Raw genomic sequence first — 19030 nt, 5'->3', positions numbered from 1 at the left:
GCACTCATGTATTGGCTCCGCCTGAAAAGATCTTTCCAGGGTTCATCAGTCCATTCGGATCGAGCGCGGTCTTGATCGACCGCATCACGTCGACGGCTTCGCCGAGCTCGTCGGCGAGATAATCGATCTTGCCGAGCCCGATGCCGTGCTCGCCGGTGCAGGTGCCGTCCATGGCGATGGCGCGGGCGACCATGCGGGCCTGCAGCGCCTTGGCGCCTTCGACCTCCTCCGGCCTTGCCGGGTCGATCAGGATCAGCATGTGGAAATTGCCGTCGCCGACGTGACCGACGATCGGCGCGACAAAGCCGTGCACGTCCGCGTCGCGCCGCGTCTCGGTGAGGCATTCCGCCAGCCGCGAGATCGGCACGCAGACATCCGTGATCACCGCGCGTGCGCCGGGGCGCAGGCCGAGGCCGGCATAGAGCGTGTTGTCGCGGGCGTGCCAGAGCCGGCTGCGATCTTCCGGCGCCTTCGCCCAGGCAAAGCCATGGCCGCCATGATCGGCGGCGATGGCCTGCGCCGCTTCGGCCTGTTCGGCCACAGAGCCCTCGGAGCCATGGAATTCGAAGAACAGGGTGGGCGCCTCGCGATAGCCGAGCTTGGCGTAGGCGTTGATGCCGCGCATCATGACGTCGTCGAGCAGCTCGATGCGCGCGACGGGGATCGCTGACTGGATCACCGAGATCGCGGTATCGACGGCATCGTGCAGGGTGTCGAAGCTGCAGACCGCGGCCGAGATGGCCTGCGGCACCGGATGCACTTTCAGCGTGATCTCGGTGATGATTCCGAGCGTGCCTTCGGCACCGACGAACATGCGCGTCAGATCATAGCCGGCCGCCGATTTGCGCGCGCGCCGCGCGGTGCGGATCACGCGGCCATCGGCCAGTACCACCTCCAGCGCCATGACATTGTCCTTCATGGTGCCGTAGCGCACCGCCATGGTGCCGGAGGCGCGCGTCGAGGTCATGCCGCCGATCGAGGCGTCGGCGCCGGGGTCGATCGGGAAGAACAGGCCGGTATTGCGCAGCTCGGCATTGAGCTGCTTGCGCGTGATACCGGGTTGCACCACGACATCCATGTCGCTGTCGTGCACTGCGAGAACCTTGTTCATGCGTGCGAAGTCGAAGCAGACGCCACCGGCGACCGCGGCCGCGTTGCCTTCGAGCGAGGTGCCGGCGCCGAACGGAACGATCGGCATGCCCGCGCCGGCGCAGAGCTTGACGATGTCCGCGACCTCCTGCGTGGTCTCGGGGAAGACGACGATATCGGGCGGCAGGCTCCGATAATGCGACTCGCTCTGCCCATGCTGATCGAGCACGCCGCGCGCAACGCTCGCGCGCGGGCCGATCATGCCGGTGAGGCGCTCGGCCAATATGTCCGTGCTGACCCGCGGTCCCATCCTTAAGCTCCCGTCTGCTCCCTGCTGCCGGACTCTTGTTGGTCCGTAGTCCAGCTTAAGCGGCTCTCGCGTTGCTCGCGACCTGCTTTAGGCCGAAATCGTAGTTGAGATGAAAATACTCGGTGTCCACCATGCGACCATCCGGCGCACGGCCGGCGGGAAGGCGGACGAATTCGCGGATCAGGCTGTCCTTGACGCCGAACACCACGTCGCTGTCGAGATACTGGTCGCCGGCAACGAACACGTGTGTCACGAGCTGCTCGAAACCGGGCGCTGAGATCATGAAGTGCACATGGGCCGGGCGCCAGGGATGGCGGCCCTGCACCTCCAGCATCTCGCCGACCGGGCCGTCATGCGGAATGGGGTAGGCCGCCGGCTTGATCGACCAGAAATGGAAGCGGCCGTTGGCATCTGTATGGAAGCGGGCACGCATCGCGAGATCGCCGATCTTGTCGAGCTGCTGCACGTCGTAATAGCCGTCATCGTCCGAATGCCAGACGTCAACGATGGCGCCTGCGAGCGGCTGGCCGTCCACGGTCGAGACCGAGCCGGTGACCAGCATCGGATCGCCTTCCATCGGCCCGGAGATGTCAGCGCCGCTGTCCTTCTCCGGCGCGGCCTGGACGAAGAACGGGCCAAGCACCGTGGTCTCGGTCGCACCCTCTGGCACCGGATGGTTGATGGCATCGACGAGCATGGAGACGCCGAGCGTATCCGACAGCAGGATGAACTCCTGGCGCTTGTCGTTGCACATGTGCCCGGTGCGGGTCAGGAAATCGATGCCGTACTCCCACTCCTGCTGGGTTGGCCGCACCTCGCGGACGAAGGCGTGAAGGTGACGCACCAGCGCCTCGCTGACCTGCTTGATGCGTGGATCGGTCGCGCCCGCGATCCGCTCCAGCATCGCATCCGTGATCGTGTTTTCGTTGAGATTACGCATGTGTATCTCGCGATCAGAGTTTTGGTTCGCCGAGGCCGGACAGCCGTTCGAGATGCTTGACGGTCGCAATGAAGTCGGTGTCGCCGTCGCCCTGTGCGACCAGCGCGCCATAGGTCTCGCGCACCTGCGCCGCGAGCTGCAACGGCACTCCGACGGCGTGGCCGGCGCCGAGGATGAGGTCGAGATCCTTGGCCATCTGCTTGCAGGAGAAGGTGGACTCGAAGTCGCGCGTCCGCAGCGGCGCGGTCTTGTACTTCACCATCGGCGAGGCAATCGCGCTGTCGTCGAGCACCTTCAGGATGTCCTGCCAGGCGATGCCGCCCTTGCGCGCCAGCGCCAGGCTTTCCGCCATCATCGCCGCCGACACCGCGATCATCAGGTTGACGGACAGTTTTGCATAGCGGGCTTCCTCGGCCGGCCCCAGATAGGTCTGCGCGCGGGTAAAGGTCGCGAACAGCGGCTTTGCGTTCTCGAAGGCCTGCTTCGGCCCCGAGACGAAGCAGGTCAGCGCGCCGGTGTGGACGATGCTGGCATTGCCGGAGACCGGCGAACGGAGATAGGAAATTCCGCGCGCCTGCGCCGCGGCCGCAACTTCGGTCGAGGCCTCGACGCTTACGGTGCTGGTCTCGATCAGGACAGCTTCGGGTGCCATCGCGGCGATGAGGCCGGAGGGGCCGAGCAATGCGCCGCGTAACGCCGCGTCATCGGGCAGGGACGTGACGACGGCCGGCTTGCCGCTCACGGCGGCGGCCGGCGAAGCGGCAACCGAAACGCCGAGTGCGCGTGCCTCGTCGAGCCGTGCGGCACTCTGATCGAAAGCGGTCACGGCATACCCGGCCTTGATAACGAGCGCCGACATCGGCAGACCCATCTTGCCGATCCCGATGAAAGCAACATTCCTGGAAGCGTCAGTCATTGTTCTTGTCCAATGGCGCTGCTAGGCAGCGCGTCCCTGTCGTTCGATGTCCTGCACCAGCCGCCGGCCGGATTGCGCCAGCTGCTCCTTCTTCGTCTCCAGTCCCTCGGCCAGCAACCGGCCGTTACGTTTCTTCCAGGCGCCGCCGATCATCACGGCCTCGATGTTGGCGAGGCCCGTCTGCATCACGACGGTGGCGACGGGATCGTGCACCGGGACGAGATTGAGATCGGAGGCGTTGATGATGACGAGGTCGGCGAGCTTGCCCGGCGTCAGCGAACCGATCTGCCTCTCGCGGCCGAGCATGCGCGCGCCTTCCGTCGTGATCCAGCGCAGTGCCTCGCGGACGGGAATGGTGGTCGTTGCGGGAATCGTTCCGCTCGCTTGTCGCGACTCCGCATTGTGGAGCGCCCGCTGCATCGAGAGCGCAACGCGGGCGGCGGAGAAGAGATCGCCTGCCAGCACGGATTCGAGATCTATGCCGATCGTCGGCCGAACGCCGCGCTTGAGGAGGCGTCCGGTGATCGGGAAGCCGTGGCCCTGAATCATCTCGTTCTCAGGCGTCACCGAGAAGGACACGCCGAGATCCACCATCCGGTCCAGGAGATCATCAGGCAGATCGTTGCCATGGACGACGTTGACGCCTGCGCCGCCGAGGCCGGCCTCGATCAGCTTGTCCCAGCCGCCGGGCGTCTTGGCCGGGCCGCCGCCCTGATGCATCGATGCGATCAGATCGAGCTCTCGCGCCAGGCGGAAATCGTGCATGGCGACGTCGAGCGTCGAATAATGCGGACCCAGGATCGCGAGCCCGAGCGTGACGAGCCCGTCGCGGTCGGCGAGGGGGCCCGCCAGCAGCCGCTCGACCTCGCGGCGCGGATGCGGGATCTCCGAGAAATGCGGCTCGCCCGGCTTCGGCTCGGGCTTCGGCGAGCCATGGAAGAAGGCGGCACGGATGCCGCTCTCGATCAGGCCGCGCACGGCAGCGTCGGTATGATCGGGCGTCGGGTTGTTGTGGCACCAGTCGACCAGCGTGGTGACGCCATGGTTGATCTGGTTCAGCGCGCCGACCAGCGTTGCGATATGGATGTCCTCGGGCCGGAATACGGTCGCGAGCCCGGCATGCATGCGGCGGAAATATTCGAGCAACGTCCAGTTCGCGGCATAGCCGCGCAGTCCCGTCTGCCAGGTGTGCATGTGCGCATTGATCAGGCCGGGGATGACGATGCGCCCGGCGCCGTCGACGATTTCGGTCTCGGCGGCACCGCTGCCGAGCTCGATCGATGGGCGCACGTCGACGATCCGGCTGCCTTCGACCAGCACATCGCCGCTCGAAAGGTCGCCGATCGCGTCATCCATGCTGATGACGGTGGCTGATTTGATCAACGTGCGCCGCATCGCTTTCACGCCGCCGCTCTTGCGGTGCCCGGCGGCTCGCCGGCCCAGGCGCGTGCAATCAGGTCGCGGATGGCGTTTGGCTCGAGCGGCCGCGGATTCCAGTAGGCATTGGTGACGGCGAGGTCGGCCGCCTTGTCGATGCCGCTTTGGGGCATGCCGATATCACGCAGCGCGACCTTCGCACCCAGCCGCTTCGCAAGCTCGAAAAGTCCTTGCGACGCATCGGCCGCGCCGATCGCGCGCGAAATGCGCGCCATCGCGTCGGGCACTGCCGGTGCGTTGTAGGCCAGCGCATGCGGCAGCACGATGGTGTGCGTCTCGGCGTGCGGCAGGTCGAAGGTGCCTCCGAGCGTGTGGCAGAGCTTGTGATGCAGCGCCATGCCGACGGTGCCGAGGCAGACGCCGCACAGCCAGGCGCCGTAGAGCGCCTCGGTGCGGGCCTCGCGGTCGTCGCTCCTGGTGGCGATGGCGGGCAGGGCGCGCGCGAGTGCGCGGATGCCTTCCTCGGCCATCAGCGACGTCACGGGATTGCTGTCGCGCGCATAGAGCGCCTCGACCGCATGGGCGATCGCATTGATGCCGGATGTTGCGGCGAGGCTTGCCGGCAGCGTCAGGGTTAGATCGACATCGTAGATCACGGTCTCCGGCAGCACGGCCGCATCGCGGACCGTGGTCTTCAGGCCGTTCTCGGTCTGGCCCAGGATCGGCGTCATCTCCGAGCCGGCATACGTCGTGGGGATGCAGAGCTGGTTGACGCCGGTGCGCAAAGCCAGCGCCTTGCCGAGCCCGGTGGTCGAGCCGCCGCCGAGCGAGACGACACAATCGGCCTCGCACGCCTTCAGCGCCGCGAGCGCCCGTTCCGTGATCTCGACCGGTGTGTGCATGGTGGCGTTGGAAAACAGGCCGGCGTAGAGCGGGCCAAGCGCGGCGCCCAAGCTCTTGCCTTGCGCCTCCTGCTGCGGCGTCGTCAGCACCAGCGCGCGCCTGCCGCCGAACCGCTCGACCTCAGCCTTGGCGGAAGCAAGCGTTCCGCTGCCGAACACGACGCGGCAGGGCAGGTTTTCGTAGGTGAACGAGCCGATCATGCGCCGGTCTCTTTGATGGGATAATCGACCTGGAAGCGCCCGATCCGCAAGTCGCCCAGCGCCTCGCGGACGCGCAGATGTTCCGGATGGTTGGCGTAGGCGGCAAGCGCCGCCTGATCGGTGAATTCGGAGAACAGGACGACGTCGCAGGCGTAGTCGACAGCGCTGACGTCGAGGCCGACCTCGATATGGGTGAGGCCGTCGATCCGGCCCTTGAGGCCCTCGAACAGGGTCTTGACCTTGACCCGGGCTGCGGAACGCTCCTCGGGGGTGTCCCCGCGCAGCCGCCACATCACGATGTGCCTGATCGGGCCCGACATTTCCCAGTTTCCTCGCCTGCGATAATACTTTGTTGGTGCCATTTTGCCTTGCAGAAATCGGAAATAAAGGTCAAAAATTGTAAGTCTCTTTTCCTGTTTACGCAAAAATGGACCGGCTCCTCCAACTCGAGGTCTTCTCCAAAACCGCTGAACTCGGCAGTCTGTCCAAAGCTGCCGATGCGCTGCGGATGTCGAACGCGGCTGTCAGCCGTCATCTCAGCGCGCTGGAGGAGCGGCTTGCGGTCCGGCTGATCGAGCGCAACACGCGCCGGCAATGGCTGACCGAGGCAGGGCAGGAGCTCCTGCAGCGCTGCGGCACGCTCCTGAACGAATTGGCCGAGGCCGAGGATGCCGTCTCCGACCGCGCGCTGTCGCCCAAGGGCATGCTCCGCGTGACGAGCTCGTTGTCGTTCGCGATGATCTATCTCGCGCCGATGCTGCCCGCCTTCCGCGCGCTCTATCCTGATCTCAGCGTGCAGATCATCAGCGCAAACCGCTATCTGGACTTCATCGAGGCCGGCATCGACGTCGCGATCCGCACGCGGGAGCACGAACCGGACTCCAACATCATCGTCCGCCGGATCGGCCAGATGCACCGCGTGCTGGCTGCGGCTCCCTCCTACCTGGAGAAGCACGGCTGGCCGGAGCATCCCGCCGATCTCGCCCGCCACAACATGCTGATCTACAACCTCGCCAACGATCCCTATTCGCTGCGGCTGAGCCAGGGCAGCACGACGCAGACCATCCGCATCGCGCCGACGCTCGACAGCAATGACGGCCAGATCATCTGTGGTGCAGCGCGCGCAGGGCTCGGCATCCTGATCCAGCCGCTCTACATCGTGCAGGGCGATATCGCTGCCGGCCGGCTGGTGCCGGTCCTGACGGGCTGGGAGCTGCCGCTGCTCACCATGAACATCGCCTATCAGAACCGCGTCAGGCTGCCAGCCAAGATCAGGGTCTTCTCCGACTTCCTGGTCAGCCACATTCGCGAGCATTCAGAGCCGGGGATCTGGATCGACGCGGCGAAGTGAGCGGGCAACCCGAGAATTCGGGTCGCCGTGGGCGGATCGGCGCGCGATACGCAGATCAAACAGCCGAACTCGGGCTGGTTCGCGCAGACACGACCGTCGACGGAAAGTGACTCGCGAACGCGCGCGTCTTGGGTTGGACGCGCGATCCGTCGATCACCTCGAGCCGGCCGCAGCGGTTCAAGGTATGCAACTTCCTGCCGGGCCATAGCGGTCCGGGCTTCAGAGAGTGGCGGACGATCTGCTTGAACGCCGTCGGCGACAGCTCGACCACCTCCGCCAGGGCGAGCGCCGCGCCGTATCCGTCGGCACAATCCTGGACCGGTCGCCACAATTTGCCATTGAGGGTGACGAAATTCCCCGCCGGCCGCGTGCTTGCGCGGTCGATCAAGACCGGATTGCTGGCGTGGGGCAACCAGGGCCCCAAGAGGCGGTCGGCGTAGTAGATCGCCAGCGAATCCGAATAGCCGCCCGCTCCGTCGCGCCAGGCGCCGAACAGATAGTGCAGGCCGTTGTGCCGCGTGATCGTGGCGTCGGCCAGCTCGAGGCCGGAAAGGAGCGTCGCATATCGCTCCCATTTGTCCGGAAACCGAACGCATTTGTAGAGGGCGACGTCGCCGCGCGTCGAGCTCTCCGGGATCATCCACAGCTCGCCATCGTCTTCGATCAGAAACGGATAGGAGAGGTGCCAGGGCTCCTCCAGCACCGGCATCACCTCGCCGACCGGCCCCGCGTCGCCGAACTCGATCGCAGAAATGATACCTTTTCCGATGCGGTGATCGAGATCCTCGAAGAAGACGAATGTGCGTCCCTGCCACGTGATCGGAAACGGATCGGCGTAGAAGTGGTTTCCAGGATCTCCCAGCACGTTCCAGCCTGGGCCGGATAGATCTCCGGTCTGCCAGACGCCTCCGCCGTCATTGAAGCGCCATCCGATATGCCAATGCGGGGCATAGCAGCAGAGGCGATAGATCTCCTTGGCGATCGATGCGGCAAGGCCGCGAGCGACATAGCCGACGGGTCCGCGGCGCAAGCCATTCCCGGCGGGGCGCGCCAGTTGCGGCACAATTCGCGGCCTTCCCGACAGGACTGCCGCCACCATGGTCAGGGTTCGCGCCATGACGGTTTCGAGCGCGCCGCTGAGGCCCGCGGCAATCTCTCCGGATGGACGGCCACGGTCGAGGACCGAACCGTCGACCTCGTTGACGATGTCGATCACGGGCAGGTCGCCGGCGAGAATGGCGGCGAGGGCGGCATTTTCGCCCGCAGCTCCGTTGAACAGCGGACGCAGATACAGCCGGGCAGAGCAACTCGGATCCCGCGCGGCGCCCGTAAAATCGACGATCATATCAGCGGCGCCGCAAGCCTGCGCCCCTTCCGGAACGATCTTCAGCCTGTCTGCGCCGCCATGTTTGCCTTTGCGCAGCACCACGCGTTCGAGCTCGAACAGGGCGTCGAGTCCTGCGGGCCGCGGCTCCGCCGTTGGCGCCCATACGATTCGCACAGGCACGTCCCGGCCGTCGATCGACAGCGTCTCGCGGGCCATCCATTGCCGCGCATAGTCGCGTTCACAGCGAAACTCGATGATCATGTCGAGCCAATCTGTTTCAACGGATCATGTCAAATGACCTGCTCGAGAATACGAACGTATTCGTCAACCATCGCATCTACCGAATAGCGCAATCTCAGGCCTTTGGCGTTTTGTCGCAGTTCCTCGCTCAGGTGCTCGTCCGTCAACAGCGTGGAGACAGCCGCGGAGAGCTTCGCATGGTCGGAGGCATCGACGAAAAGCGCAGTCGGTCTGCCTTCGTAGGACAACACTTCGCGCAGGACGGGAAGATCGGTCACGACCGAGGGAACACCGGCGTTCGCAGCCTCGACCGCGGCGAGACCGAAGGTTTCGGCCTGTGTCGGAAACACGAACACGTCCAGGCAGGCCAGGAAGTCCGCCATCCGGCTGGGAGGAATCTCCCCGAGCCAATGCAGTCTGTCCGAGACGTTCAAGTCGTTCGCGAGCTGTCTCAGTCGGGCCGCGTCGGCGCCCTGGCCGGCAAGCGCAAGGTGCCAGGATGGCTGACCCGGCAACAGACGTATCGCCAGATCGAGCCGCTTGTGCGGATGCAGCCTTGCTGCGCAGCCAAGCAGGACGCAGTCTGGCGGCAGGTTGAATCCATGTCGTGCAGCCTCCTTCGACAGCGTGAGGGCCTTGTCGTCGAAGCCGTGCGGCACATGCACCATGCGCGACCGGTAGGCCGCGGGGTAGCGCGAATATTCGCGCTGCATGTCCTTCGAATTGAGCGTGATGCAGTCGAAGAAGCCGAGACTGCCCATGACGATGTCGGCGGTGCGGACCGGCCAGCTCATCGACATTGCGGATGAAACCTGGTTTGCGACAACCGGTGCACGGCTGACGAGGCGCGTCACGCCACCGCCGATGACGTTGCCGAAATGCTGGAAGGTCAGGACGGCGTCGGGCCTCGTGGCCCTGATATGGCGGCCGAGCGTCCGCAGCATCCGCAGCAGCGCCACCGGATTGCCCGGCCGGCTCCGCGCGCAGTAGAGCGTATCCGGCGGCTCATCGAAAGAGTCCGACTTGCGGAAGAAGAATAGATTGGTGACCCGGTAGCCGCGAGCGGTGAGCCCGGCGCCGAGAAGCCGCGAGATTTCCTGCGCACCGGCGTTCTCGGCCTGGGTTTGCGCGAGAAGCACGTGCAGTTTCGGCCCGCTATTGTCCGGCCGCGCCAAAGCCGTCGCGCTCGTCTCGCCCAATTCCTTGTTCGGCTGATAGTGGAGCACGAATGCCGACCTGCTAAAGAAACGAAATCTTCACCTTCTTAACTCCGTACCTATCATGCGGGTATCGCCCGGACATCGGCTAGCAACAAACGGAGTTAATGCGAGGCCTTTGCAACCACATCGTTCGCGCGGTATTTCCGCTGTTTCCCGACGGTGCGCGGCGAGTGCGTTAACCAATCGGTCCTGCACGCTGCCGGCGCGTGGCTGCGGATTCCCCGAGCCGCGGCCCGATGACATCTAATCGCCCGAGTCCGCGCCGCGAACTGCATAGTTGCCGTGCCTCGAAGCAGGGAAGCGCAAGAGCACGAGGACCGAGGGATCCACCCCGGATCGCCGGCGACAGAGGATATTCAGGGCAATGGTCGCGAGCGCGAGCGACACCGTCGCCGAAATCGCCGCGCCGAGCACGCCGAGCCAGGGAATGAGGACGATAAATCCCACGAGCCGCAGCGCGACGTTGGCGGCAACGACCGGCACATAGATTCGTTCATGGCCGGTCAGCTGCAGGATCGCAGCAGACGGGCCGCCTGCCGCCTGGATGGCAGTTCCGATCGCGAGCACGATCAAGACCGAGTGCTGTGCGGTGAAATGAGGTCCGAACAGGTTGAGGAGATAGGGGCCGCCGATCCAGATGATGACGAGGCCGGCGATCACGCAAAGTGCGGTCACTTCCGCCATCAACCGCAAGGTCCGCTCGAACTCCCGGTGGTTCTTGCTGAAATACAGTGACGGAAGCCGGCGTGCGCCGAAAGTGTACAGCGCTGCGGACAGCATGGCGAAGATGTTGGCAAGGCGCGAGGCGGCAAAGTAGATTCCGGCGGTCGTCGGATCCAGCATCCAGTAGACCAGAATGACGTCGAAATACTGGTTGGCGGCTTCAAGGATGGATGCGAGCCAGAAGTGAAGGGCGCTCGATCGCCAGCGGGATGTCTCGGTGCGCGCCGGCGTACCGCGCAAATCCGGCAGCACTCGCGCGATCGAAATGATCTGCGCCACCAGGCCCACCGACATGGCCATCGTCATCACCGCGATCAGCTCGGTGGGATCGAGTTGCCGATGGCCGAGCAGCATGACGAGCAGGAACAGGACGACGATGACCCGCCAGAAGAACTCGCGATTTCCCTCGCCCATGAGAATGCTGACCAGCGAGCGCGCGATCTGGCTCCCAAGCATCACGGCGGCGTTGACGGCCGTGTAGGCCGACACCACGATGATCAGCAGCCACCAGTCGCCTCTCATGCTTGCCACGATGGCGATCCCGGCGATCACGATCAGCATTGCGACCGAGGTAATCTTGAAGCTCGACAGGAGGACGCCTTTGGTGAGGTCCGGCCTGTCACTGACCTGATACTCGTTGAGGAATCGCACCAGCAGGGATTCCTGGCCGACCAGTCCCAGGACGGCTGCGATCTGGGCGACCGAGAGCCAGGTCGCAAAGATGCCGAAGCCATCGGGCGACATCGTCCGTGCCGCCAGCGAGAACAATGCAAACGCGAGTACGCCGCTGCCAACCTTGAGGAGGATGGTCCCGGCAACACCGCGCGTGACATCGCGCCGCATGAACTGGAGGATGGCTTCGATCATGGAGGTTTAAGGGGCTACGCTCCCCTGAAGAGACGTGTTCCGATACCGGCGACAACCTAGCATGCTGCAACGGCGCGAGTGTTAATGGACGAGATGCAGGATCTCGCCGGCCGCGACGATATCGCGGCTACGTCGGCTGCTTCACTCTGGAACATCGTCGTCCTCATTGTCCCGGTTGGTGCAAAGTCCAGCTCGACCGACTGACTGCCTGGCGCCGCATCGACGACCGAAGAAGAGGAGATCGGCGGTTCGAGTGCGGAATGGCGCGTGGGATCGGTCGCCGGGATGTCGGAACCCGGAATCTACCGAGCAACTCGAGCAAGACGCGTGCCGGAACGGCAACAGCGCGCCCGCCGCTTCCGGTCATTAACCTCAATCCTCGGAAATGATCGCACTTGCCTCCGCGATGCGACATCAGGCGAGAGAGTTGCACAGGGAACCGCCGTTAATCTGGGAGCCGAAGCCATGACGACGGATGGAGCCGTGACCGAGCCAATCGATGAGGGCGAGACGGCAACGATCGTCTCCGACATCGTCGTTGTCGGCGGTGGCCTTGCGGGATCGCTTGCGGCGGCCGTGCTGGCGCGGGCAGGGCATCGCGTTGCTCTCGTCGACAAGCGCGCGATCTATCCGGACGAATTCCGGGTCGAAAAGATCGGCGGCCATCAGCTGGAGCTGTTTCGCAAGCTGGGCTTTCTCAACGCGCTCGAGGACGTCGCCTGCCGATATGACCAGGTGCTCAATATCCGGGAGGGCAAGGTGGTCGATGTCAGCGTCGGCCAGGCTTACGGATTTCCCTATGCCGATCTCGTCGCCATGGCGCGTCGCCAGATCCCCGATCCATCCCACCTGATCGTCGACGAGGTCACTGCGATCAGCAGCAGCGACGATGTCCAGCATCTCGAGCTGGCCTCCGGACGGCGCGTCACCGCACGCCTCGTCGTTCTGGCCACGGGCATGGCGGGAGTCCTCGGTTACAGGCTCGGCATCAGGCGGCGCGTGCTGGCCGAGCGCCATTCGGTTTCGTTCGGCTTCACGATCGCCCGCCAGGACGGTACTCCGTTCGATTTCGAGGCGCTGACCTGCTACGGCGAACGTGCGGCGGACGGCATCGACTATCTCAGCCTGTTTCCCGTCCGTGCCGGCATGCGGGCCAATCTCTTCATGTTCCGCGATCCGACCGACCCGATCATGCGGGAGTTGCGTCGCGAGCCGGAGGCGACGGTCTTGCGCCTGCTGCCGGGATTGCGGGACTACCTCGGCGATTTCCGCGTGACCGACCGGGTCCAGAACTGGGTGATGGATCTGACCGTCGTCGAGGGGCATCTCCAGCCCGGCGTCGTGCTTATCGGCGATGCGTTCCAGACCAACTGTCCCGCGGCCGGCACGGGTGTCGCCCGTCTGCTGGTGGACGTCGACCGTCTTTGCACCGAATACGCGCCGCGGTGGCTCATGACGCCAGGCATGGGCCGAGAGAAGATCTCGCAGTTCTATTCCGATCGCGACAAGATCGCGGCTGACCAGCAGTCGCTGAAGATGGCGCGCTTCCGCGAGGCTCTGACGTCCCGCAGCGACATCGGCTGGGACGTACGACGACGGTTGCACTTCCTGCGGCGCAGTCTGACCCACCGCGTCGATCAGATGCGCCCGGGTTGGCTCGGGCGTGTCCGCGGCGCGTTGCGCGCCTGAATTCTGCTCCGCCTTCGCGTGCTGTCGGTCAGCGCGTGGGAGTTGGGGTTCGCGCGGGCTGGAGCCTCAAATCCGACAGCCGCTTGGCCGCCAGCTTGAGCCAGGGAGCCTGCTTCAGCGCGAACAGGGCGATGGCGCCTGCGGCGCTGCCGGCCTGCGTGACTGCCCACATCGGCGAAGGCTGCCCGCCGAACAGTTTCTTGTATGGCTCGTCGCCAATGGTGAAATCGAGCATCTGATCTCCGCGCTCGATACAGTCCCGCGCCACCTGCTCGAACATCAGCGCGCCAAGGGATTGGCTCTTGTAGCCGGCGATGTCGAAGGCGCTCATGATGATGAGGAAGCTGCCCCGATGGCATAGTCCGAGCACGGCGGCAATCACCTCGCCGTCCATCTTCATGGCGTAGAGGCGGACAAAGGAACCGAGGCCGCCAAGTGCGACGGCGGAATAGAAGCCGTGATATTCGGGGCGCTGCAGCAGGTCTCCGTCGCCCTGTGCGTGAAAGCGCGGACCCCGGAACTTCCTCATGACGTCCAGCGCCTCGAGCACGGACGCGCTGTCGCCGCAGCACTGGAAGCTCAGCGCGCCCTTCTTCTCGAGCTGACGGCGTTTCTTTGCGAGCTCCTTCTGATAGGAGCGATCGAGCGTGCTGGCCCGCCATTGCTCGAACGGCGCGACGAGAACCGTCGCGTAGGCATTGGTGTCCATCGCTACGCGGCGGGACGCAGCCAGGAGGTCTTCGATCGGAAGCCGTGCGTCGGGCAGCTTGACCATTCGGAGCAGATCGAAAGGACGGACAAGGCGCCGAATCTGCGCGCACGCGGCCGCGTCGTCGAGCAGTTGCGAGAACACGTCCGGGCTGCAAACCGGCGCCAGGTAGTCGGAAACGCGGAGGTCGGCGAACTCGACGGTTCGTATCGGACCACGCCGGATCCGGAGAAGGGGCAGCACCATCGCGAGGGCTCCCGTCGCGCGGTGGCGGACCACGACGACCAGAGGAGTTGCGCCCGTTTCCGGCGCGAGCCTGGTGTAGAGGCTATGCAGCCAGACCGGATGCTGGAACGCAGTGGCGGCCGAGCGACCAAACAGCTCTGCATATTCCGGAGACAGAAAGTCGAACGACTGCTCGATGACGATGTCGAACGTATTGCTGAGCTTGTTCATGAGAAATCAGTGAAACCATGTCGATTTCGCGAGCGTCGGTCGCGCCTGGCCGGGCTTATAGCAAGGTCGTTACGGGGCAGACACCGGCAGCGTGCGATTTGCATTAATGCGTTCAGCGACGTTCGTATCGTTACCAAATTCCTAAAATGCCGGAGGTGCACAGACCCGGGGCTGAGGATGAGATCGTGCGCGGCCGGCTCGATGCCGGATGATGCTCAGCCGGCCGGAATTCACACCCGGCGAATTCGAGCGCCGGCAGAGATGCCTGTCGCTCGTAGCGGGAAGTGCCGACGGCTTGGCGTGGCGCAGGCCCATCAGCAGGTTCGACCGCGCAACCTTCGATAGCGCACGACAGGCCCGAAGGCAGGACTTCGGGCGTGCCGTCATGGCTACGGCGCATCGACGCGTGGGCTCGGATCGGATGCACAGTTTTGCTGCACCACGATACGAATCGTAGCAGCTTTCGCTGCAATAACGCGCTTGACTTCGTAACTGATCTCAACGACCGTGCTGGACAAGCGTTGGGCAGTTCAGCCCGTCAACGCAGCGAGTTTCAACCATTTCCAACATCGCGCGGATTTCGCGTGCTCGGTTGGCGGCGAGGGCGCCCTCGGCTTAACGAGCCGATGGGCGCCTTTTTCATTTCGGGACGAGTGATGGCGCGGACCACATACCGGATCGGCATAATGCTCTCGACGACGGGGTCCTATAGCGTCGTCGCGCGGTCGATGCTGAACGGGGCGCTGCTCGCCCTTCGCGAGATCAACGCGAGCGGCGGCGATATTGCGCTCGAGCCGGTGGTCGTGAATCCGTCCGGCGACCTCGCGAGCTATCGCTCGCTCAGCCTCGAGCTGCTCGGCTCGGGGGTCCGGCATGTGGTCGGCTGCTACACCTCGTCGAGCCGCAAGGAGGTGATCCCGTGCTTCGAGAAGCTCGACGGCCTGCTGTGGTATCCGTCTCACTACGAGGGATTCGAGAGCTCCGATAACGTCATCTACACCGGCGCCGCGCCGAACCAGCACGTGCTGCCACTCGTCGACTACCTGGCATCCCGCGTCGGTTCGCGCGCCTTCTGCGTCGGCTCGAATTACATCTGGGCCTGGGAAAACAACCGCATCTTCCGGGAGGCGCTGACTGCGCGTGGTGGCACCGTGCTCGCCGAACGCTATCTCTCCGTCGGCGACACCGAGGTCGATCAGGTGATCGCGGCAATCATCGACCAACGCCCCGACTTCGTCTTCAACAATCTGATCGGCACCAGCGCCTACGCGTTCTTCCGGGCGTTCCGGGCCGCCTGCCGCGCGCGCGGCATCGATCAGGCCGCCGAAATCCCGGTCGCGAGCTGCACGCTGTCGGAGCCGGAATTGCCGGAGATCGGCCCGGATGCGATCGATGGACATCTATCCTCGAGTGTCTATTTTTCTTCGCTGAACTCGGCGGAAAATGGCGCCTTCATTCGCGCCTATACGACGTCCTTTCCGGACGGACCGGCTTCGTCGGCGGATGCCGAAGCGTCCTACATCGCCGTCAAGCTGCTCGGAGCGGCCTTGTCGCAGGCCGGCACCGACGACGCCCGGACGGTCCGCGCCGCCGTGGCAGACCAGCGGCTGCATGCGCCGCAAGGCGAGGTCCGCATCGACCGCCAGACCTTCCACGCCTGGCTCACGCCTCGGATCGGCCGGTCGACCGCCAACGGGCAGTTCGAAGTGCTGCTGGAATCGCGCGAGCCGATCGCGCCGGATCCCTATCTCGTTCAGTCGTCGCCGCGCTTTGCCAGCGCAATGCGCTCTCCACATCTGAAGGTGGTGCAATCATGAGCTCCCGACTGCTGCAGAACTTCAAGGGCGGCCGTGCCATCGTCGTCACCAGGCGAGGAGGGTGGGAGAGCGCGCTCGAAACGACGCTGGCCAAGCTCGGCGTTTCCACGGAGTACCCGGAGATCATCGACGGTCGCGCCCAGATCGATGTTGCGAGTCTGCAGGCCGACCGTGACATCCTGTTCATCGACGGCGATCTCGAAGGCGCCGTTGCCATCGAGGTCAATCCCGCCTCGCGATTGCCGCCGGCGCCGGTGATCGGACTCGTTGGCGTCGAAGCGCCGAGCCGGCTCAAGGCGCTGGTCAATCTGGGCGCGACCTCATTCCTGCGCAAGCCGGTGCATGGCGGCGCGGTCTACACGTCCCTGTTCATGGGCATCAACCAGTTCCTGCTGCGCGCCGAGATGTATGAGCGCCTGCAGAGTCTCGAGGAGCGCCGCCGCGGCCGCCGCGCGGTGATCCGGGCCGTCATCCTGCTGATGCGGCAGGAGGGCCTCGACGAGGAAGGTGCCTATTCCCAGCTCCGCCGCGAGAGCATGCGCGCGCGGCAGAACATGGAACTCTATTGCGAGGAGTTTCTGAGCAGGCGGGCGAAGCCGCCCGATACGTCCGGCCGCACGACCGGCATCACGCTGCAAGGCGGCAACAAGCAAGCCATCTAGGAGAAGCATAATGAGCAAGTCTGTATTGCGGGGGCTGCGCGCCGCAGCCCTCACGGGGACGCTTGTCCTCGGATCACCCCTTGGATCACAGTTGGCGCTCGCGGCGGAAAACCCGATCAAACTCGGTGTGCTCGAGGATCAGTCCGGCGACTTCGCAGCGGCCACGATCGGCAAGGTTCACGCCATCCAGCTCGCCGCCGAGGAGATCAACAAGGCCGGCGGCATCATGGGCAGGCCGCTGGAGCTCGTCACTTACGACACGCAGTCCGACAACACCCGCTACCAGGAGTTCATGCGGCGCGTGCTCCAGCGCGACAAGGTCGATGTCGTGTTCGCAGGCTTCTCTTCGGCCTCGCGCGAGGCGTACCGCCCGATCGTCGATCAGTTCAACGGCTTCGCCTTCTACAACAACCAGTATGAAGGCGGTGTCTGCGACGGCCACATGATCGTGACGGGCGCCGTGCCCGAACAGCAGTTCTCGACGCTCATTCCGTACATGATGGAGAAGTACGGCAAGAACGTCTACACGCTCGCGGCCGACTACAATTTCGGCCAGATCTCGGCGGAGTGGGTCCGCAAGATCGTCAAGGAGAACGGCGGCAAGATGGCCGGCGAGGAGTTCATCCCGCTCGGCGTGTCGCAATTCTCGCAGAGCATCCAGAACATCCAGAAGGCCAAGCCGGACTTCGTGGTGACGCTGCTGGTCGGCACCGCGCAGGCCTCCTACTACGAGCAGGCGGCCTCCGCCAACGTCAACCTGCCGATGGCGTCCTCGGTCAATGTCGGGCAGGGCTACGAGCACAAGCGCTTCAAGCCGCCGAGCCTGAAGGACATGTACGTCACCACCAACTACATCGAGGAGATCGACTCGCCCAAGAGCAAGGCGTTCTACGCCAAGTTCAAGGCCAAGTTCCCGAGCGAGCCCTATGTGAACCAGGAGGCGGAGAACTCCTATCTCGCGGTCTATCTCTACAAGCAGATGGTGGAGCGCGCGAAGTCGACCAAGCGCGAGGAGATCCGCAAGGTGATCGCGCTGGGCGACGTCTGCATGGACGCGCCGGAGGGCAAGGTCTGCATCGACCCGAAGAGCCAGCACATGTCGCACACGATCTATCTCGCCAAGGTCGGCGCCGATCACTCGATCTCCTTCCCGAAGGTCTGGGAGGACATCAAGCCGTACTGGCTGGGTGAAGCCGGCTGCGATCTCACCAAGAAGGATCCGATGGCCCAGTACACGCCGTCGAATCCGCCGCCGAAGCCCTGACCGGCGGCTGATCGCCCCGGCGCTTGCGGCGCGCCGGGGCGGTCACGGACATCTGCGGCGGCGACGCCGCATCCTCCCACATCCTGGTTGATTCATGGACATCGCGACCCACGTATTCTCGGCGCTCTATCAATTCGGCGACGCCTTCGCATTCCTGGTGCTCTCGGCCTGCGGGCTCGCGGTGATCTTCGGCATGATGGGCGTGATCAATCTTGCCCATGGCGAGTTCATCATGTGCGGCGCCTACGTCACCGCCGCGACCGTGCATGCGGGCCTCCCGCTGCCGCTGGGAATATTGGCCGGCACGCTCGTGTCGGCGCTGGTCGGCGTCGTCGTGGAGCTCGCGGTCATCCGTCATCTCTACGACCGGCCGCTCGACACCATCGTCGCCACCTGGGGGCTGAGCCTGATCGCCACGCAGGGCACGCTGATCATGGTCGGCTCGACCATGGCAGGCGTCGGCACGCCGTTCGGCAGTTTCCAGGTCGGCGACTACTCCTATTCGATCTATCGCATCGTGCTGTTCTGTGCCGCACTCGGCGTGCTCGCCGCGCTCTATGCGCTGTTCAACTGGACGCGGTTCGGCGTGCTGGCGCGCGCCACCATCCAGGTGCCGCACATGGCGGCGGCGCTCGGCGTCGACACGCGCCTGATCTACAGCCTCACTTTCGCCTGCGGGGCAGGGCTCGCCGGTCTTGCCGGTGGTCTCTATGCGCCGACCATGACGCTGGTGCCGACCATGGGTGCGACTTTCATCATGGAGGCCTTCGTCACCGTGGTGATCGGCGGCGCCGACGTTTTCCTCGGCACCGCACCGGCCGGCGGCGTGCTCGCGGTGGTGAAATCGGTGATGACGTCCTGGCAGGGCCAGCTGTTCGGCCAGATCGGTCTGCTGGTCGCCGTCATCATCGTCGTCCGGGTGTTGCCGAAAGGCATTTCCGGCTTCGTTCTGCGCGAGCGCACCTGACGG

General features: G+C 64.7%; 16 protein-coding genes. 6 read left to right on the top strand and 10 right to left on the bottom strand.

The window, feature by feature from the left end; genetic code table 11:
• Nucleotides 1-4 precede the first annotated feature (4 nt).
• From XH96_RS25675 to XH96_RS25650, 6 genes are read right to left on the bottom strand one after another with little or no spacing between them, the layout of a single operon-like run.
• Nucleotides 5-1399: an FAD-linked oxidase C-terminal domain-containing protein gene (locus tag XH96_RS25675; protein ID WP_194388211.1), complete on the bottom strand. Its 1395-nt coding sequence runs from the start codon at nucleotides 1397-1399 to the stop codon at nucleotides 5-7.
• A 55-nt stretch (nucleotides 1400-1454) separates the two neighbouring features.
• Nucleotides 1455-2339 (bottom strand): intradiol ring-cleavage dioxygenase, encoded by an 885-nt coding sequence (locus tag XH96_RS25670; protein ID WP_194388210.1) that lies wholly within the window; start codon nucleotides 2337-2339, stop codon nucleotides 1455-1457.
• Nucleotides 2340-2352: 13 nt separating this feature from the next.
• On the bottom strand, nucleotides 2353-3255 hold the full coding sequence (locus XH96_RS25665; protein WP_194388209.1) for an NAD(P)-dependent oxidoreductase: 903 nt from the start codon (nucleotides 3253-3255) through the stop codon (nucleotides 2353-2355).
• A 21-nt stretch (nucleotides 3256-3276) separates the two neighbouring features.
• Nucleotides 3277-4650, bottom strand: a complete 1374-nt coding sequence (locus XH96_RS25660) for an amidohydrolase family protein (RefSeq protein WP_194394262.1) — start codon at nucleotides 4648-4650, stop codon at nucleotides 3277-3279.
• Nucleotides 4651-4655: 5 nt separating this feature from the next.
• Nucleotides 4656-5735 (bottom strand): maleylacetate reductase, encoded by a 1080-nt coding sequence (locus tag XH96_RS25655; RefSeq protein ID WP_194388208.1) that lies wholly within the window; start codon nucleotides 5733-5735, stop codon nucleotides 4656-4658.
• Nucleotides 5732-6055 carry a Dabb family protein gene (locus XH96_RS25650; RefSeq protein WP_028176754.1) on the bottom strand — a complete coding sequence of 108 codons (324 nt, stop codon included), beginning with the start codon at nucleotides 6053-6055 and terminating at the stop codon, nucleotides 5732-5734. The genes XH96_RS25655 and XH96_RS25650 overlap by 4 nt, the downstream gene beginning before the upstream one ends.
• 107 nt (nucleotides 6056-6162) lie before the next feature.
• Here XH96_RS25650 and XH96_RS25645 point away from each other — a divergent pair, with 107 nt between their 5' ends.
• Nucleotides 6163-7086 (top strand): LysR family transcriptional regulator, encoded by a 924-nt coding sequence (locus XH96_RS25645; RefSeq protein WP_194388207.1) that lies wholly within the window; start codon nucleotides 6163-6165, stop codon nucleotides 7084-7086.
• A gap of 55 nt (nucleotides 7087-7141) precedes the next feature.
• Here the strand turns inward: XH96_RS25645 and XH96_RS25640 are convergent, their stop codons facing one another.
• The 3 genes from XH96_RS25640 to XH96_RS25630 form a co-directional block, all read right to left on the bottom strand.
• The gene (locus tag XH96_RS25640) at nucleotides 7142-8674 is read right to left on the bottom strand and encodes a hypothetical protein (RefSeq protein WP_194388206.1); all 1533 of its coding nucleotides are present in this window, start codon (nucleotides 8672-8674) and stop codon (nucleotides 7142-7144) included.
• Nucleotides 8675-8703: 29 nt separating this feature from the next.
• Nucleotides 8704-9879, bottom strand: a complete 1176-nt coding sequence (locus tag XH96_RS25635; RefSeq protein ID WP_194388205.1) for a glycosyltransferase family 4 protein — start codon at nucleotides 9877-9879, stop codon at nucleotides 8704-8706.
• Between the two features lie 237 nt (nucleotides 9880-10116).
• Complete coding sequence (locus XH96_RS25630) at nucleotides 10117-11463, bottom strand: lipopolysaccharide biosynthesis protein (protein WP_194388204.1); 1347 nt, start codon at nucleotides 11461-11463, stop codon at nucleotides 10117-10119.
• 465 nt (nucleotides 11464-11928) lie between these two features.
• Here XH96_RS25630 and XH96_RS25625 point away from each other — a divergent pair, with 465 nt between their 5' ends.
• On the top strand, nucleotides 11929-13152 hold the full coding sequence (locus tag XH96_RS25625; protein WP_194388203.1) for an NAD(P)/FAD-dependent oxidoreductase: 1224 nt from the start codon (nucleotides 11929-11931) through the stop codon (nucleotides 13150-13152).
• 28 nt (nucleotides 13153-13180) lie between these two features.
• On the opposite strand, the gene XH96_RS25620 is transcribed toward XH96_RS25625, so the two are convergent.
• Nucleotides 13181-14317 (bottom strand): GNAT family N-acetyltransferase, encoded by a 1137-nt coding sequence (locus tag XH96_RS25620; RefSeq protein WP_194388202.1) that lies wholly within the window; start codon nucleotides 14315-14317, stop codon nucleotides 13181-13183.
• Between the two features lie 656 nt (nucleotides 14318-14973).
• Between XH96_RS25620 and XH96_RS25615 the strand changes: the two genes are divergently transcribed.
• The 4 genes from XH96_RS25615 (at nucleotide 14974) to XH96_RS25600 (ending at nucleotide 19027) form a co-directional block, all read left to right on the top strand.
• On the top strand, nucleotides 14974-16134 hold the full coding sequence (locus XH96_RS25615; protein WP_194388201.1) for a transporter substrate-binding domain-containing protein: 1161 nt from the start codon (nucleotides 14974-14976) through the stop codon (nucleotides 16132-16134).
• Nucleotides 16131-16796 (top strand): ANTAR domain-containing response regulator, encoded by a 666-nt coding sequence (locus XH96_RS25610; protein ID WP_194388200.1) that lies wholly within the window; start codon nucleotides 16131-16133, stop codon nucleotides 16794-16796. Before XH96_RS25615 ends, XH96_RS25610 begins: the two co-directional genes overlap by 4 nt.
• Nucleotides 16797-16806: 10 nt before the next feature.
• Entirely contained in the window at nucleotides 16807-18060 is a 1254-nt protein-coding gene (locus tag XH96_RS25605; RefSeq protein WP_194388199.1) for an urea ABC transporter substrate-binding protein, read from the top strand.
• A gap of 94 nt (nucleotides 18061-18154) precedes the next feature.
• Complete coding sequence (locus tag XH96_RS25600; RefSeq protein WP_025035503.1) at nucleotides 18155-19027, top strand: branched-chain amino acid ABC transporter permease; 873 nt, start codon at nucleotides 18155-18157, stop codon at nucleotides 19025-19027.
• Nucleotides 19028-19030: the final 3 nt, after the last annotated feature.

It is taken from the genome of Bradyrhizobium sp. CCBAU 51765 (assembly GCF_015291725.1).
Lineage (GTDB): Bacteria > Pseudomonadota > Alphaproteobacteria > Rhizobiales > Xanthobacteraceae > Bradyrhizobium > Bradyrhizobium liaoningense.
This window is presented reverse-complemented; position numbering and strand designations above follow the sequence as displayed.

Bases quoted from the DNA above. Each gene is read 5' to 3' on its own strand.
- XH96_RS25610 (WP_194388200.1), top strand. From the start codon at position 16,131: ATGAGCTCCCGACTGCTGCAGAACTTCAAGGGCGGCCGTGCCATCGTC.
- XH96_RS25655 (WP_194388208.1), bottom strand. From the start codon at position 5,735: ATGATCGGCTCGTTCACCTACGAAAACCTGCCCTGCCGCGTCGTGTTC.
- XH96_RS25660 (WP_194394262.1), bottom strand. From the start codon at position 4,650: ATGCGGCGCACGTTGATCAAATCAGCCACCGTCATCAGCATGGATGAC.
- XH96_RS25615 (WP_194388201.1), top strand. From the start codon at position 14,974: ATGGCGCGGACCACATACCGGATCGGCATAATGCTCTCGACGACGGGG.
- XH96_RS25670 (WP_194388210.1), bottom strand. From the start codon at position 2,339: ATGCGTAATCTCAACGAAAACACGATCACGGATGCGATGCTGGAGCGG.
- XH96_RS25600 (WP_025035503.1), top strand. From the start codon at position 18,155: ATGGACATCGCGACCCACGTATTCTCGGCGCTCTATCAATTCGGCGAC.
- XH96_RS25665 (WP_194388209.1), bottom strand. From the start codon at position 3,255: ATGACTGACGCTTCCAGGAATGTTGCTTTCATCGGGATCGGCAAGATG.
- XH96_RS25630 (WP_194388204.1), bottom strand. From the start codon at position 11,463: ATGATCGAAGCCATCCTCCAGTTCATGCGGCGCGATGTCACGCGCGGT.
- XH96_RS25645 (WP_194388207.1), top strand. From the start codon at position 6,163: ATGGACCGGCTCCTCCAACTCGAGGTCTTCTCCAAAACCGCTGAACTC.
- XH96_RS25605 (WP_194388199.1), top strand. From the start codon at position 16,807: ATGAGCAAGTCTGTATTGCGGGGGCTGCGCGCCGCAGCCCTCACGGGG.
- XH96_RS25625 (WP_194388203.1), top strand. From the start codon at position 11,929: ATGACGACGGATGGAGCCGTGACCGAGCCAATCGATGAGGGCGAGACG.
- XH96_RS25640 (WP_194388206.1), bottom strand. From the start codon at position 8,674: ATGATCATCGAGTTTCGCTGTGAACGCGACTATGCGCGGCAATGGATG.
- XH96_RS25650 (WP_028176754.1), bottom strand. From the start codon at position 6,055: ATGTCGGGCCCGATCAGGCACATCGTGATGTGGCGGCTGCGCGGGGAC.
- XH96_RS25675 (WP_194388211.1), bottom strand. From the start codon at position 1,399: ATGGGACCGCGGGTCAGCACGGACATATTGGCCGAGCGCCTCACCGGC.
- XH96_RS25620 (WP_194388202.1), bottom strand. From the start codon at position 14,317: ATGAACAAGCTCAGCAATACGTTCGACATCGTCATCGAGCAGTCGTTC.